This is a genomic window from Cohnella sp. LGH (assembly GCF_017671885.1).
Classification (GTDB): Bacteria; Bacillota; Bacilli; order Paenibacillales; family Paenibacillaceae; genus Cohnella; species Cohnella phaseoli.
Genome location: NZ_CP072117.1, coordinates 7,602,349 through 7,619,000 on the forward strand (window position 1 = coordinate 7,602,349; position 16,652 = coordinate 7,619,000).

The following is a 16,652-nucleotide window of genomic DNA, read 5'->3' on the forward strand; positions in this document are numbered from 1 at the left end:
AAAGAGCAGCTGTCTTACGCTCTTAATTATAGGAGTCTTAGATTTGGGATAAAATCGCACATTTTTGACATCACTCATTCTTTTCTTTACTTTCTTTCTCGATATTCCTGAGGCGTCATCCCGGTCTCCTTTTTGAAAAAGCGTCCGAAATAATTGGCCGAGTCAAAACCGACGCGCCCTGCGATCTCATGAATTTTCAGCATGGACCGACTTAATAAATCCTTGGCTTTTAATATTCTCATATCGGTGGTGTATTCCAATATCCCGACGCCTGTCTGCTGTTTAAACAACCGAGATAGATAAGACGGATTCAGATAGACGATATCGGACAACCGACTGAGCGACAGATCTTGGTCCAGGTTATCGGCAATATACGACTGGAGCTGTCGGATGATCGAATGCGTATTTTCCACGCGCTTTTCCTCCCGCAAATGGATCCAGCCCTCAAGCCGATCGTCCAGGTAACGCAGCGCTTGCTCCCAAGAAGCATGCTCGCCAAGACTTGGCCACTTGTAATCGCCGGATTCCCGCGCCGCTTGTCCACTGCGATTACGGTTGGACAAAGAAATCAGCAAATATCCGACCCCGTAGTAGATTTCGGACAATACTTCCACATCGTTGCGACAATGCAGGGAAATCTCCTTTAGCTTCAAATACGTCTCCGCGAAATCTTCCCTGGCTTCTTTGGAGCCTTCCGGTTCCATAGCAAGAAGCTGTTGCAATTTGCTTCTGGCCTGCAGCTCATAGACGCTTTTATCCTCTTTGCCGGTCGCTACCAAATACCGGTCAGTCAACAACATCTCTTCGCCTTCTCCAAGTCCGTGAAACAACACATCATTCAACTCTGCGTACTTGGCGGGCAGAGATGCCCAATCGGTAGCTCCCGACCCGGTCGCGAACGAGATCGCAACCTTCAAATAGGTCTTGCATGCGGACTGAATAGATTCCAGCGTCCCCTGTACGAAAAGGGCATGCAAATCGGGATTCTCCTCGTGTAAAGCATCCTCCCCTGCCGTTTCCGCCTCTGACTGCAGCAGCCACACGAATCGGGAAGTTTCCGTCATGAGGGAAAACAAGGCCGTTCGCTCGAAGAGCTCCTCCGCCATTTTCTGAATCGCATAAGAGAGCAGCGTGCGGTCCCTGGATGACAATCCGTCCCGCCAACGATCGACTCGTCCCACGACCATAAGCACCTTGCGCTCCGTGCTCAGCCCGATCCCGAGCTCGTCCATTCGCAATTGCGATGCCTGGTTATCCCCGCGCAACAGCGACGTCGCATACTCTTTACGCAGCATAGGCAAAGTCTCATTTATTTGTTCGGCGGCGCTCCGGATCCACCGCTCCGTTTCCATCTGCTCGGACAGCATTTCAGCAGCCTTGGCAACGGCGGCTACGATGGCTTCATCGCCGTCGGTTTTTAGAACGTAATCCACGCCGCCTTGACGGATCGCCGCTTGAACGTAACGAAAATCGTCATAGCCGGATAGAAAAACGACGCGGCAGCGCGGCCAGCGCCGGGTAACCTGACGATGCAATTCCAACCCGTCCATGCCGGGCATCCGGATGTCGGACAATAGAATATCGATTTTAATTTTCTCAAGGCACGCCAAGGCTTCGGATGCGGAGAAAGCCCGGTACACTTCCAATTCGAGACTGTTCTCCTCTTCGAACAATTGCTGCAGCCCTTTGACAATTTTTGGTTCGTTGTCCACGATCAGCAACCTGTACATTTCATTCGCCCCCTTTTTATCCGTTGGCAGGCGCAATTCAATCCGAAGCCCGCCGCTAACCGATCTTCCCGCCTCCATAGCGCCTTCTTCTCCGAAATACAACTGGATTCTCCTTTTGACGTTATAGAGCCCCGCATTTTCCCCCGGCGACTGCTTCTTGGCCAACAAGCCGTTGATCTTCGCTAATTGTTCGTCCGTGAGATCCCCGTTATCTTCTACGATAATCGTTAGAAACTGTTCGTTCTCCATGAATCCGACGCGGATGAATCCAGGTCCGTCCCGATCCTCCAGCCCATGCTGGTAGGCGTTCTCAAGCAACGGCTGCACGATTAATTTCGGAATTTGGCGGTCCCTCCAATGGATCGGAATTTCTTCAAATTCAACGCGGATTTGATCCTCGAAACGAATTTCCTGAATGTCCGCATAAGCTTTCGCATGCTGGACCTCTTCATCAAGACGGATATGGTCGCTTCCCCTCGTAATAAAGCGGAAATACTCCCCGAGGCTCTTCGTCACGCGAATGACCTGATCGATTTCATGCATTTTCGCGATGCGATACAGGTTGAAGAAACAATTGAATAAAAAATGAGGATTAATTTGCGATTGAAGCTGCTTCAATTCGGCAACTTTCGCTTGATATTGCTGAACGTACACCTCGTCGATGAGTTCTTTCAAACGATACACGGTCTTGTTAAAACGCTCGAACAAATATCGGAATTCACCCGTGCCTTTGAGTTGCATGGCCGCATCCAGGTCCCCCTTTTCCAGCTTGCGAAAAGAGAAAACAAGCTGCGCCAACGGTCGATGGATAAGCCTATAAATCCAATACGAGAATATCACGACAATAATGAAAGAGGCGACGGACAGCCACCAGACTCTATCTTTGTATTGCTTTAACGGTCCGATGATTTTGCTTTCTTTTATGAAAACCGAAAGCGAAAGCCCCAGCTTGTCCGACTTTTTAATAAACAGATAATAAGCTTCCCCGCCTACTTTTAAACTTTCGTAACCGTGATTTATCGTAAGGCTGCTGTTTTCGCGAATTCGCTCTTTGACAGTCTCCGTAACGGCAATCGGGGTTTCCCCGCTTTCAACCGACCAATTCGGATTATCATGGGTAAGCAGGCTGCCCCCGTCTTGAAGGTCGGTGAACTCGTCCAAATACGCCTTCAAGCTGGAATCCGCTATTTCCAGTCCTAAAGTGAACATCGGTTGACGGTTCAATGTGCCTGGGTAAGGCAACGTGATCCAGAGCTTTCCTTGGTGCACGATAAAAGGAGACTCGAAGCGGTTGGTCGGATTATTCAATGCAGCTCCGTCCCCCGCCGGAATTTCGCTATAGGCATCCGTAGATATTCGTCGGTCTATGAGGCCGATATCCACGAAACTGTCGCGAACGAAGCTGGCGGCGTGTTTCATAAGTCTAAGCCGGTCCTGCAGCCTGGATACGGCCTCTGTAAACTCTACATAGGACAGGTCTTCCCGCGTACTGAGAATATCGATATCGTCATCGTTGACATACTCCGTTTGCAATCCCATCACGCGGTTGAAATCCAATTCCAGCGTGCTGATATACGAGACCATCCTCTGCTCGATCGATTGCGTGATTTCTTTGCGAACAAGCTCCTTGCTTTGCTCGTTCATCCGAATGCTAAGCGCAAACAACGGCAGCAAAACAATTAAAAAAGCGAGGATTAGTTTTGGAAATATGGACATTTGGTCTCCCCAGCGCGTCTTCATCTGCAGCTCACCATTTTCCTCATAGGATATGAGCCCATTATAGGGAGTACAGGTAAGAATAAAAAGCAAAATCCGTAACGCTCAGTAATCAGCATCTCATTGATAACAAGCGGAAGAGGCGCCCCGTATGTCGGAAGCGCCTCTCGATATAGGATATGGGAGATGGAGTTTACTGTTTACTTGGCTAACGCCCCTTCACCGGTGGTCGGATTTTTCGGCTTGCGGTGAAAGATGCGGTCGGTGCCCTTATGAATCAGCGGGAGCACGTAGCGGTCAAGTCCGAAGCGTCCTGCGTTCGTTCCGGCGACGACGACCAGCATTCCGAGGAGCAGCAGCCAAGGGTTAGTGCTTGTCGTTCCGGCGAACAGGAACATGAAGTTCATCATGAGTCCGAAGAAGGCGGCGGTCAGCGTCAACGTTCCGAGTATGAGTCCAAGTCCGACGAGGAATTCGCCCCAAGGGATTAAGATGTTAATGATCTTCACGTTTGGCAGTGCAAAGTGTTCAAGGAACGCTTGGTAGGTCGGGTAGACCGCTTCCCCTGTCGCCTTGTCGATGATCGGGTTATTCACGGCGTTGTTGAGGAAGCCTCCTGCGTTAAAAGGTGTTGCTCCGGTCAGCTTGTGCCAGCCTGCGGTTAACCAAGCATATCCGACTACGAATCTAACGATCATTACGATCACTGCCGCGATGCGGTGTTCTCTCCAAAGTTTCATCATGTCACTCACTCCTCAATTGGGTAAAGGTTTATTTGAACTGAAGCGATTATGCGTCCGTTAGCTGCTGCTTGTTCGCCGATGTTCGAGATCGTTGGGGAGACATCGGGATCACCTTCCTCGCTGCTTTGTGTTTGTCTTTCATGGCTTTATTGTACATCCGGTTGCGGAATGAGTTTGTGATTAAAATCACAAATTAAGTCGTGTTCAGGAATTAGACATTTTTATCTCCATCGAATGACGCCTTTTAGGGGGAATTACCCATTCGAAAGTCCGTGGCGATGTCCGTATTTATCTCTTGCAATTCGACGTCACGGGTAGAAAATCGTCGATTAGGCATTAGGCCCACGGTCTTAGGTGTCGAATTATGTACCGTACTTTATCATCATTTACATGAAATTACAAATGGTGTCATACTGGTAGCAGAAGGGTTGCAGTTCCCGAAGAACGCTGGCCAGCATTCTGCTCCTGAAACTCCTTCTGCCAATTTCCCAAATTGAAAGGATGGATATTCGTGAAAATGAGCAAGTTAACGGTACTTCTGTTGTCTGTCGTGATGCTCTTTGCTTTCTCGACTGCCTCGAGCGCCAACACTCCGTTGAACCACACGGATACCGTTACAGGGCAAGGGGATATTCTTATTACCGGGACTGCGTATTTCAGCAACAGCCCTCCAGCAGGAGTCATCTTCGCGGACGTATATCGCATCGTGAACGGGGTAGAGGAATATGTAACGAGCTCACGCTCGAATATTTACACCAACCCTAGCGTTGTGAACTATACGATTACGTTTAATACTTCGTTTGCGCAAGGCACGTACAAAATCAAGTATTCTTACGCCGGCTCGCTCGTCGACATGACCACTTATGCTCGGTTTGTCTAAGCGGTAGGTTGTCTATTAGGAGCCGAAAGAGGCTGTCCCACAAGCCAAACCAGTTGCTCTAAAAGATAATCGACGAACAGGTCAAAAGGGGTATGTATCTCCTTCCGATGCTATACGCTCCTGAAATCTGAATGGGTAAACCCGTAATAGGGTAATTTCAGGAGCGTATGAGGCGTCTACAGGAGATACATCCCCCTTCTTTGTCTATCGATCATCTCAAGCAACTCTGCTTATGGAACAGCCTCTGAATTAGGGCTAAGCAGCGGTAAGACAGGGTCTTCCCCTCATTGCATTTTCTTAACAAGAATCGGAGTCAAGCTGTCCTTAAAGCTCGCATCTCCTAGCTGTCCGGCATTATTTTTTCCCCACGCCCATAGATTACCGTCTTCCGTAATCGCTACGGCATGCTGATCTCCCAAGGCGACTGAGATAACCTTCTCTATTCCCACAATACGTCTTATTTCATGCCCCTTTTTAAACTCGATAGGATAGTCGCCAATATTGTTTCCCAAGACCATGAGAGAGCCGTCCTTTTTCAGAGCCAGCGTGGATAACCGATTCGTAACAATTGAAGACACATCGGATAATCCGGTAATCTTTGCAGGTCGATCTACGAATTCCGTCTCTTCTGGCAGTCCCAGGTTTCCTCTGAAGTTCTTTCCCCATCCCCAGACGGATCCATTCTTCTCAATGGCAAAATTATGCTGACCACTACCTTTCGATAAGGCGACGACATTTTTCAAGCCCTCAATCTTAATAGCGGAATAACTCGGATTCATCTCAATATTACGAACGGCATAGCTATTATTTTCGGTAAACTTATGAGTTCTGAACTGCTTATCCGCTAAGACAAACTTGATATCTTCGCCATAAGCCGTCCATTTCCATACCGTTCCGTCTTCCCTCAGGATATGAACTCCGGCTTTGCCGTCCCATGAAATATCTGTAGCATCATTAATATTTTCAAGCTGGTGGTACCCGTTGTAATTCACTAAAGGATGCCACACCCATACAGCTCCGTCTTTGTCGATGGCGGAATAGACCTCGCCGCCCGCGATTTTTACAATATTGGACAATTCCTCGATCCGTTTCGGTTCTGGAAATTCTGTAACCGCCTCATAAGGATGCGCTGAAAGCACCTTCAAATCGGATCTCCAATCCCACACCGTACCCTCTTTTTTCAAAATGATATGATTATTTCGAAATGCTTGAATATCAGCTACATCCTTCAGGCCGGGCATAATTTGCGGGGTATTGTCTCGGAGCGAGTACTTGTCTTTAATAACATCTGCTACTCCTCCCCAATAGAAGATCGATCCATCCGAGGTTTGAGCAACGCTGTGATAATCGTCAGCGATAACGGTAGGGGGGTTCACGTCGGGCTTTGGCGCGGCAAGTGCCGGCACGGATAAGGCTAGGGCTAGTCCGGCAGCGAATAGAACCGACCAGCGAAGCTTCGCCACCGTGCCCTTTGGAGCATTAACTTTCAACAAACTCACTCTCCAATCCTTTTTAATACTTCCAGTAATTAGACAGAATTTCCAGCAGAAAAGTTCCTCACTTTGGTAATTCTCATAATTCTAATGATTGGGAGGATTATAACCATGCAAAATGGCGGCAAGGGATTTTGCCTCTCCCTAGTGCCGCCATTATGATATACATCTTCTTTGCAGCGGGCTAACCTAACCTCGATTAACCTTACACTGTTAATGAACGCCAGAACCCTCATATTTCCTTCAATCGTTATTTATTTGATTGAGGTTTTTAATCGATTTTGCCGGTAATCGACGAAACGAACGGGCGCTCCCCCCGCCGCGACCGACTGCACGGATAGCGGAAACACCGAGCTCCACATTACCGCATCGTACACGTCAACGACAGGCTTCCGGCGTCCCTGGACAGCCGCGACGAACTCCTTCATGACGAACAAATCGCCGCCGCCGTGGCCAGCAGCCATCGCCTCGTCAGACCATTGCTGCCAGTGAGGATGCTCCCACTTCGGCGCACAGGCCCACAGCGACTTCCATTGCGTATCGCTATTGTCTTCGGCAGACTCATTCTCGAGCCAGATCACCGGAGACTCGCCATCGAATCTCGGCCCCATGTAAGCCCCCTTCGTGCCTTGCAGGCCGTAATGAACCATATTGTGCGGACGCGACGATTGCAGATCAACGCGCAGCGAGATAAGGACGCCCCTCTTAGTACGGATCAGTGTGCTTGACGTATCCCCCTGCCGCCAAAATCCCGCCTGCGCACCCGGATGCTCTGCACCGAACCGCTCGCGGAAATAGTCGACCGACGCTCTGCTATTAGAGCTCAAGCTCACCAGTTCCTCGAAGTCGTCTCCGCCTTCCTCGCCAAGACCAAGCCATTTGACGACCGGTCCGAGTGAATGCGTTGGGTACGGCGCTCCATTATAGTCCCGAATATACTCTCCCCGCCATGTCAAACGTCCATCGTCATGATGGAAAATACTTCGGCAATCATGAATGTACCCGCACTCCGCATACGTAATTTCCCCGAATTCTCCAGCGCGCGCGAGCTGCTGCACCATCATATTCTCACGTGTAAAGATGTAGTTTTCCGCCAGCATATATGTTAATCCGGTTTGTTCGACCGTCTCGATCAGCTCCCACCCGTCTTCGATCGTATGCGCGGCTATCACTTCGCTCAATACATGTTTACCCGCGCGCAGAGCCTGAATCGCCTGACGAGCATGAATCAACATCGGCGTCGCGAGGAACACCGCATCGACCATCGGGCTGTCAAGCAGCTTCTCGTAGCTGTCGAACGTCGCGATACCCGGATACTTGCTCTGCCAGCTTGCCAGAACGAGCGGATTAAGATCGCATACCGCCACCAGTTCGACCGCATTGACCATACTTGCGAGCACGTTGCCGAAAGCGCCTCCCCGTTGTCCGCCCACGACTGCCATTCTTACTCTATTCCCCATTGTTAAGCCTCCGTTAAATGCTTATTACGAAAGTATCAGTTTGACCAATCGCTCCATAATCGTTGCAGCTTGCTCGCGCGTAATCCATTCTTTCGGCTCCAAAAGCTTACCAGAAGTTCCGCTAAGGAGTCCGTTGGACGTCGCCCAGGTGACCGCTGGCAAAGCCCAGGTCGAAATATCGCCGTGATCGGCAAATTCTCCGATGGTATTCGCTGTTGTTTGTTCTCCATTCCGGTTGTGCAAATAATTGTAGAGTATGACGCAAAACTGTTCGCGGGTCGCCATGTCCTCCGGATTGAACATAGCGTCGCTTGTCCCGGCAACCAGCCGATTTTCCGCGGCCCAGGCAACTGCTTGGCTATACCACTTGCCGTCTGCAACATCACCAAATCGCGGCTTCCCCGAAGGTGCGGGCGCGCCCTCCAACCGATGCAAAATCGTAACAAGCATCCCCCGTGTCACAGGAGCGGTCGGGCTGAACGTAGTGCCGGATGTCCCCGTGAAAAGTCCTCGGGCCGCTGCAAATCCAATGCTTTCAGCGGACCAACGGTTTACGGCATCTTGGAAGCCGTGCCGCTTCTCCATGAGTTGGAAATCAGACGATCCTTTCAAAGCCATGATCCATTGTTTCCCGATGACAGCCGACTTGCTGACGATATGGCCATCGGCTAGCACCGGAACGCTTTCGGCGGACAACGCCTCCTTGGCGTCCACGGCAATCTTGATGTCGCTACCGAGATGATTCAGTACCCGGTCTCCCGACTTGAGCTTGAACGAGTAGCGGTCAACCGGTTGAATGCCGATGGAAACCGTAAGCTCGCCCTTCATGGCTGCAAGCTCTTTCAGATTACCGGCTGTTAAGGTTACAGTTCCCTGCGGCAAATCGATGAGCAGCCTGGAGACGGCATTGTTGACAAGCTGATCGACGGCTTCTCCGGGAAAAACGACTTCCGTCGCATCGGCAGCTTCCGTTATCCGAGGTCGGATGACAACCTCCCGATCATTCGGCGCGGAACGGGCGATGAGCTGCTCTATCTGTTTAACTGTTATTTTGATATGCGCAATCCCATTTTGAAGGACGACTTCCAGAGCTCCTTCATCGATGTCGGATCCAGGAAGATTCGTAGCCGCACCCCCGCTCCCGCCAGAACCGATCGGCAGAAACTTGGCACGAACGGCCACATTGCCCGCTGGCATGACGAAGCTCGTCGAGGGATTATCCACGCTCTTCAGTACCGCTTCGCCCGCTACAAGCTGCCAGCCTTTGAAGACATAACCCGGGTCTGCCTTTGCATGCAGAAGCACCAATTCGCCAGCTGCTGCGCGCGAGGTATGAGCGATTGACAGACCTCCCGCCGACGATTCTACCTCAATAGAATAAGTAAAAACCGATTCTCCCAACAGTTTGGTAGCACCCATCGCTTCGGCACTCTTCGTACTGACGATGCCCCCATACAGCTCGATAAAGCTGCGTCCGATGTCGTCGCTGTCGTTGGCAGCCACATTGATTCCCACGTTAGCATTTTCAAGCGGGGCAACGCCATTCGCTCCTATTATTGTCCATGGCAGAGCCGCGAAATAAACGGTATGCTTGGTCTCGTCATTGCGTACAATGCGCAATCCTATCTCTTCAGCGGCAATTTCCTGCAGCAGTAACGGCGTGCCAACGATCGTGTTGGAGTGGATATAGGCTTTAGGCGCTGTTCCGTTATTCGTCAGAGCAAACGTAAATTCAATTTTCCCTGCCGCCCCGTAGCCGGCATCGCGTCCGGGATCTATCGCGAACTGAACGCTGTCCTGCATCCACATTTCACCTGTCTGCATCTCTTGAAGATGAACATCGTCGATCACATCCGCTAACAAATAAAAGTAGTTTTCGTCCCATAACGTTTGGACCGTCATCGATAAGTTATCGGGCTCATTGGACGTTCTGACAAGCTTGTCCGCCAGCTGCCAGACGCTGTCGGCGGCTCCGAGGGTTGGCGCAGCTTTCGGTGTCGTATTGAAGAAAGCTTTGCCACTCAACTTGCCCGATACATCGGTATCTTCGATTTGGATGACAAGGTTGACATTGCCCGATGACTGCGCAGGAATCATATCCGACGGTAAGGTTAAGATGTCATAGTAGAAGCTTACCGTCTGCCCCGCCGGGATAAACTTCGCTTCATATATTAGACTACCGTCTATAAAATTAGCAGTAGCCGATTCTATGAGAATGCGAGCAGACACCGGTTCGGCGGAAGTGTTGACGAGTACAAGCTTCATTTTCCACTGATCGTCCACGAATACCGGCGAGATGTTAGCCTCCAAGTAATCCGACAACACCCCGTTCACATCGGTTCCGGTTATGTTCTTGGAGATAACCGTCGCCTCCAACTTTTGCGTGACTGCCGAGGGATAGTTATTGTCCGACACGACTACGCCGTTGACGCCGTTCAAATAAATCGCCGGAGCGTCATCGTTGCTGTCCGTGTACCCCTTGCGCGGTTCGAAAACATTGCCCTCGATCGTTACATCCTGCGCACCGTTGACATTGATGGCGTACATGGTGTTCCGATTCCGGATGATATTGTTCCGGATCGTAATATGCTTGTGCAGCAAATATTGCGGGTCGCTGGTCATCTGCCCATCGCCCGAGATGTTAATGGGACTGTGCAGGACGGAGCCTGTATAAAACCCGCTATTCTCGATCAGGTTATTCTCGATTAATAGGTTCCATACCGGTCCACTTTCGCTCCATCCATCCTCGATTTCGGATTTGACGAGAATCGCGCTCATCCCATTGTTTTTTAAGGTGTTATGCGCGATTTTCCCATCAAATGCCTTAACGAGCAGGCCGCGGGAACGGTTATTGTCTATATAATTGTTGTCGAACACAAACCCTCCGCCGTTTGCAGACTCGTTCTCGATCAGCGTTCCGACCTCAAGGGCAAATGTTCCTTCAATGGTAAATTCGTATTGGTTGTTGCCCAAGGATCGGGTGGCCGAGGTGGCTACCGTGTCCGCCAGCAGCTTGCCTTGACGAGTAAAAACGAGCACATGATCGCCTACCCGGAAAGGGGCATTGAGACCGGTATAGAAGTTATCTCCTTTGGTATAAACAACCGTGTTTCCTACCACACTGACCACTTTTCCAAATTCGCCGTTGACATTCGTCGCATCGTCCGTCATGTTCTCGAACAGGGAGTGGTACACACGCATACCTTCACGCTTGTTCGTAGAGTGGGTCGCGTCAGCGGTGGAGATCAGATGCTTCGGCCCTCGATCCCGCCCCATGGCATCGGATTCTACCAAACCTTGTACGATAGCATTAATCGTTGGTGTAGAACGATTGTAGTTTTTGAAAAAATCAGCGGTCCCCTCTGTCAATAACGGAGCGGCCGCAGGAGTTGCCGCTACGCGCCACAGAGTCGTCGCCTTGTCGCCGCCGTATTCGCTAAATCCAAATCCGCTGCCGTTCAGGACACTGACGTCCTCATAGCGAATATCGCTGCTGTACATCAATTTGTTCACATTTGCCGTAAGGCCGCGCATCACGATTTTATTGCCGACCTCCAGATGATCGCTAGCTGCGCCGCTTACTGTAAAGGTGTTCAATCTCGTATTAGGGTCGTACGTGCGATTGCCCAATCCGCCGTCAGCGAACGGGGTCGCGAAGTTGCCGTTTGCGTCGGGCTTGAGCAAGGTTAATCCGGCGCTTTCCGGGTAGTATGCCGGATCGGTGAAATCAGGCAAGAAGCCCGGATCGGCAATAACCGTAATCGCTTTGCCATTCACAGCAACGATTGTGCCTTGCGCATTGGCGTTATTTTTGGAGTCCATGACAAGACCCTTAATTGTAATATGGGAACTATTGTTCATTGCAATCCCCGGAACGGTATACCGTTCGAATTCCGCCAACGCCCCGTAAGCGTAAATGCTCGTGCCGCTAAGCTGATCGAAGGCGATTTCGTTAGTGGCATATGCGCCTGGAGGAATCAAAACCGTTTGTTGCGTCCCAACCGAATCGGACAAAGCCTTCTTGAGGGTCACCTGTCGACCTTTCCAGTTAAATGTATCTCTGCGCGGCATGCCGACAAATAGCTCCTTGTCGATTTTAGGAAGCAGATCCAGATTGGCGCCGCTCGCCGCGCGAACGGAATAATCCAAAATATTATTTCCGTAGGCGTTGGTTGCCGTCCCCGCATCCACGGAGACTGCGCCCTCGTTGCCGTTAACAAGCGCATATGTGGTGTCGTTTAGTTTAATCGATCCGGTATCCAGTTGATTTTCAATAATGCTGGCGTTGCCGCTGCCATTCTGATAATCGATGTCGCCTTGAGCCTCGTTCCGAACGGAGACAACGTTCCGAGCGCCATTAACTGTAATTGCACTGCCATCGGCGACGATCTTGTTTAGACCAATCAATACATTTTGCCTGCCGGGCTGAACCCTGATCCCGGATTTGCTATTAATGGAATTGTTCTGAATACTCGTGTAGCTCGTGTTTACGTTAATTGCGGTATTATCCTGATCTACGAATACGTTGTTGCCGATATATGCCCCGTTTAAGCTGTTATCGTTCACGGCGTGCTTGCCGCCCTGAATGTAACTATTCATAACGGTAGCGTTGACCGTTTGGAAGGTGTCCACGCCTGTTGATTCCTGACCGTCCATTACAATTCTGACCTTGTCCAGTACAAGATCGGTGATTGCCTCGCCGTTATCCACCCTTACGATCGGCATAGCTCCGCCATTGAGGCCTGCGCCGGCGTCTACATGGATTTCAACATTTTTCAGAGTCAATTTCTCGACATTCCATGTATTGATTACCGCTTCCGGCGCGCCTCCGCGCACATGGATCGTCAGGTCCTCCAAGACAACTTCTTTATAGCCTTGTATAAAGACAGAGAAACGTCTGTCGTTCCACGGTTCGACAATGATATCGCCAATGGTCGATGTTTCAATTTTGGCATTGTTGCCATTGATGAGGATCGATTCGCTACCGTTACCATAAAAGCCTAATGTGGCATTATCGCTGGAACGATAGATCGCCCGCTCTCCGGCAAGACCATTTTTCAGACGACTGGCTATCGCGCTTGAAGATTCCTCAATAACCGGTGTATCTCCGTAGTCTCGCGCTACCAAAGGAAATTCCCCTTCCTGAAGCGTACTGCCGACAACTGTAGGAATAAGCGGTTCATCCGTGACTCCAGGGTCGCTTGGGTCAAAGTTGTTATAGGTAATGATCGGATTTAGCGTGACGGAGTCATGCCAGTTCTGCGTCCCGCCAAGATTGAGACGAAACCAAATATATTCATTCTTCCTGACATTCGCGGAAATCGGAGCGATGCTCTTCGTCTCGCCATTGGCGATATCCTGCATTACATTCATATCCTCCGTATGGCCCGGATACAGATTTTCTATCAAACTGCCGGTACTGCTTAAGAAAATACCGAATTTAACGCCGTCGCCCGCATCTGCGCTTCCGTTGGAATCTGCCAAGCTTACGGCTCCGTTTTCTAGCGCAATCTGAATCGTACCGGTATAAGGCGCCTTAAAAGCGATCAGCGTATCGTTCTCCGCTCCCGCCAACATCCCATTTTGGCGAATGAGACCGGCGCTGTAGCTTCCGTCCATTCTCCAGTTTTCACCATCGTTATGGGGCATTCTAACAGCCCTTTCGCTCCCGAAAGGCACATACATATACTCCCATTGGCCGGAAGGATTATTTGTATTCAAGTACTGCGCTTTGAAATTATAGACGAGATTGGTCGAAGGGATATTCCTCTCGAGATCGAGACTTGCGACATAATTGAAATCGATGTAGTCAATCATCGGGTCAATCCAAACCGGCTGAATGGGCTGCGTGTCGCTCTTGGCAACCACAAAGCGAATCTGATCGCCCACGAAGCCAGATACCGTCAAATTGTCGAATGCAATTGAGGTATCGTTGTTATCCACGGAATGCCAGCCTTCGCCCGTAGGCCAGATTTTAACGTTTCCTTTAAATAGGGCTACATTCGCACCCGATTCGACCGTTATGGCATCGTTCTTCGTTGCGATGCTAACCGTGCCGTTACGAGGCATAGTGTAGGCATATACAGCTGCGCCATTCTCCCCGGGATGCACGGCCATGTTCGCGCTATTGATCGCGCCGTTGCTTGACCCCCATAGACTCTGGCCGGTATAAAGCCATTGACCGTCCACTTGATCGAGCTTCGTAAAGCTTTTGGCTCCATAGGAATAGCTTTCGTACGTCCAGCCCTTGCTCAATTCGGCATCGTTGCTAGCCAAACTTATCATTGCATCTTGAGAAACTGAGGTGTGAGGCAACTGCTTCGCTTGCTCGCTCAGGTCGGCTTCTACCGTATACGTCTCCGACATCAAACTTACATATGGACGCCACTCCAGGTTATCGTTGGATGGATTATCGCCCGCGTTCACGCGGAAATAGAATTGGTCGCCGGCTTTAGCCGCCGTCGTGATTTCCGGCATAGGGATGGCCTCGTTGCTGCTTGCCGTCACCTCAACCCTTTTCCACTTGCTGTATGCGGGCCAGATCCGCTGATCATTTTGATACACTGCAACATTCACATATCCGTCAACCGCCGCGCGTAAGAACAACTTGTCGTCGGAACCGAGCGAATAAACGCCAGTCTCGGAAACTGCATAAGAATAGACCGCATCGTAATCGTCCGAAGGACTGATTTTTACATTGCTGATCCGGCCGTAGGTCCAATTGGGCCCTTGCTGCGAACCGCCACCCGCCGGGGTGATTTGATGAGAATAAGTCCAGTTGTTGTCATAATCGTCATAATAAAAGCTATCCATGTTCGTGTATTGACCCGGCGAAAACGAATCCTTCCCGACAAATTGGTACGACCAACTATTGTAAGGGTTTTTGTTATTATAAATGGTTCCGGAAACAAGATCGGAGGCGAGATACTGCTGGCTCATTTGGCTCTTCGATACGACTTCTGACGCACTGGCCACTGGAGTGTTTGTCCATAAATTAAGTAGCATGCTCGTTACTAATGGTACGATTAGCAATTTTCTCTTCATAGTGGCTTATAACCTCCTACTGAGATGTTTGCGTTTCTTCTAGCTCTGTTGCGCTGCGGCTTTGTCGCCTGCCAAAAGTTAAAGGGCTTTAAAGTAATCCTGACACTTAAGTAGCGACAAGGCGGCAATTGCATTGCAGCCATACCAATCTGCAAAAGATGGATCCAAATGCGTTCCAAACCGCCAATCCACCCCTGAAGTTGAATACCTGCCCTCGGCATGCTGCATCCGCGTAATGGCATTAGCCGCACGCAGCGCCTTGATTTTATAAATTTCTTTCTTGGTTGCCTGGTGCAAGGAAATAAGCGACATAAGCCAATTGCCGGTATGCACTTCCATAGGGAAATAGAAGATATATTGCTCCATGACAGTCGGATAAACCGTTTGGCAAGCCAAATGATTCACATGAGGGCCGAAAATAACAAATTGGTCTTCAACAAAACGATTAATGCTTTCGGCAATATCGATTGCAGAGGGAATTTCATCCGCGTACTTGCAAAGGAAGCGGATCATTTCGCATGCGTCCCAATTTTCCAAATTGCTGTATGGCGGCTGTTCTTTCACATCTTCGTACATGCCTTGCCACCGGTTTGTTCTAACGGGGTGATCCAACGTCCAGCGAATCGCTTTGTTAATGGCAGATTGGTATGAATCGCGATGTCCGACTTGCTGCATTCCATCCAGAAATTTAGCAATCAGTATGCCGGATGACGTATATTCTTCAACGACATCGCCCGTCTCCGGATTCACCCGGTAGGGCCAGCTCCCGTCCTCATTCTGCATGCCGACCAACGTATCGGCCAAATGTTCGGCGTAGTCAAAGTAACGCGCATCGCCGCTGCTATGATATAGCGACAGCATCGCTTCCCCCACTCTTGCCGCTCTGAATACGGTAGTACAGCCACGTTCAGGTATATGTTCTTCCGATATATCCCCGGTAATCCAAGCCGAGATTGGAAATCGGGAGCATTTCCAGTCGGAGTTCAGTGTGTGGGAGATCAACCAATCCCCGATGAAGAGGGCAAGCTGATGTGCCCTTGCCCCCAACACCGTATCGGGAAGGCGCCTTGATACTTCCAGAAACAAAAAAATGTAACTGGGGTAATGGAGCGCCGGATACACGATCTCATGCTGGCTCCCCTCGGTTCTATAATCAATAGTGCTTTCATAGAGCGTAACTGCGCTGCTGCGCATCAGGAGAGGCAGTTCTTCTTCCGGATTTGAAAACGCGAGCAGCCACGTCGTATTGCACAACGCACTCTCTTCCCAGTTCTCCGGAACTTCGATCTCCCCGTCAAAATCCGGCACCTTGGTAAACCTCTGCATTTTGGACTGTTCAAATACTTTTCCATTCGTGTCTTTGGCAATGACTACCCAATAGACTTCGCCTAAGGGAAACTGATTCCAATAAGTTGAAAAATCAAAAGTAGATTCCTTCGTGACGTTCTTTACGGCATGATTGTCAGCAGCAGCAAACTGAATCTCATAAGCTGCCGCGCCTTTTACCGGCTGCCACGTAAACTGGGGCGGGTCAATGAACCTTATCGCTTTCTGATTCCAACTCGTAATCTCAATCATGAGAATGT

Annotated in this window: 7 protein-coding genes; 1 reads left to right on the top strand and 6 read right to left on the bottom strand. The window is 50.1% G+C overall.

All coding sequences use genetic code 11. The features are described from left to right. Positions 1-86: 86 nt before the first annotated feature. Together J4772_RS31335 and J4772_RS31340 are read right to left on the bottom strand one after the other, a co-directional pair. On the bottom strand, positions 87-3,470 hold the full coding sequence (locus tag J4772_RS31335) for a response regulator (RefSeq protein WP_209072907.1): 3,384 nt from the start codon (positions 3,468-3,470) through the stop codon (positions 87-89). Positions 3,471-3,646: 176 nt separating this feature from the next. Next, positions 3,647-4,189 carry a DoxX family membrane protein gene (locus J4772_RS31340; protein ID WP_209072908.1) on the bottom strand — a complete coding sequence of 181 codons (543 nt, stop codon included), beginning with the start codon at positions 4,187-4,189 and terminating at the stop codon, positions 3,647-3,649. A gap of 511 nt (positions 4,190-4,700) precedes the next feature. Here J4772_RS31340 and J4772_RS31345 point away from each other — a divergent pair. Beyond that, on the top strand, positions 4,701-5,069 hold the full coding sequence (locus J4772_RS31345) for a hypothetical protein (RefSeq protein WP_209072909.1): 369 nt from the start codon (positions 4,701-4,703) through the stop codon (positions 5,067-5,069). A 284-nt stretch (positions 5,070-5,353) separates the two neighbouring features. Here the strand turns inward: J4772_RS31345 and J4772_RS31350 are convergent, their stop codons facing one another. From J4772_RS31350 to J4772_RS31365, 4 genes are all read right to left on the bottom strand, one after another. Beyond that, entirely contained in the window at positions 5,354-6,559 is a 1,206-nt protein-coding gene (locus J4772_RS31350) for an RCC1 domain-containing protein (RefSeq protein ID WP_209072910.1), read from the bottom strand. A gap of 257 nt (positions 6,560-6,816) precedes the next feature. Continuing rightward, entirely contained in the window at positions 6,817-8,022 is a 1,206-nt protein-coding gene (locus tag J4772_RS31355; protein ID WP_209072911.1) for a Gfo/Idh/MocA family protein, read from the bottom strand. Between the two features lie 24 nt (positions 8,023-8,046). Next, positions 8,047-15,066 carry an S-layer homology domain-containing protein gene (locus J4772_RS31360; protein ID WP_209072912.1) on the bottom strand — a complete coding sequence of 2,340 codons (7,020 nt, stop codon included), beginning with the start codon at positions 15,064-15,066 and terminating at the stop codon, positions 8,047-8,049. 78 nt (positions 15,067-15,144) lie between these two features. Beyond that, entirely contained in the window at positions 15,145-16,644 is a 1,500-nt protein-coding gene (locus J4772_RS31365; RefSeq protein WP_209072913.1) for a hypothetical protein, read from the bottom strand. Positions 16,645-16,652: the final 8 nt, after the last annotated feature.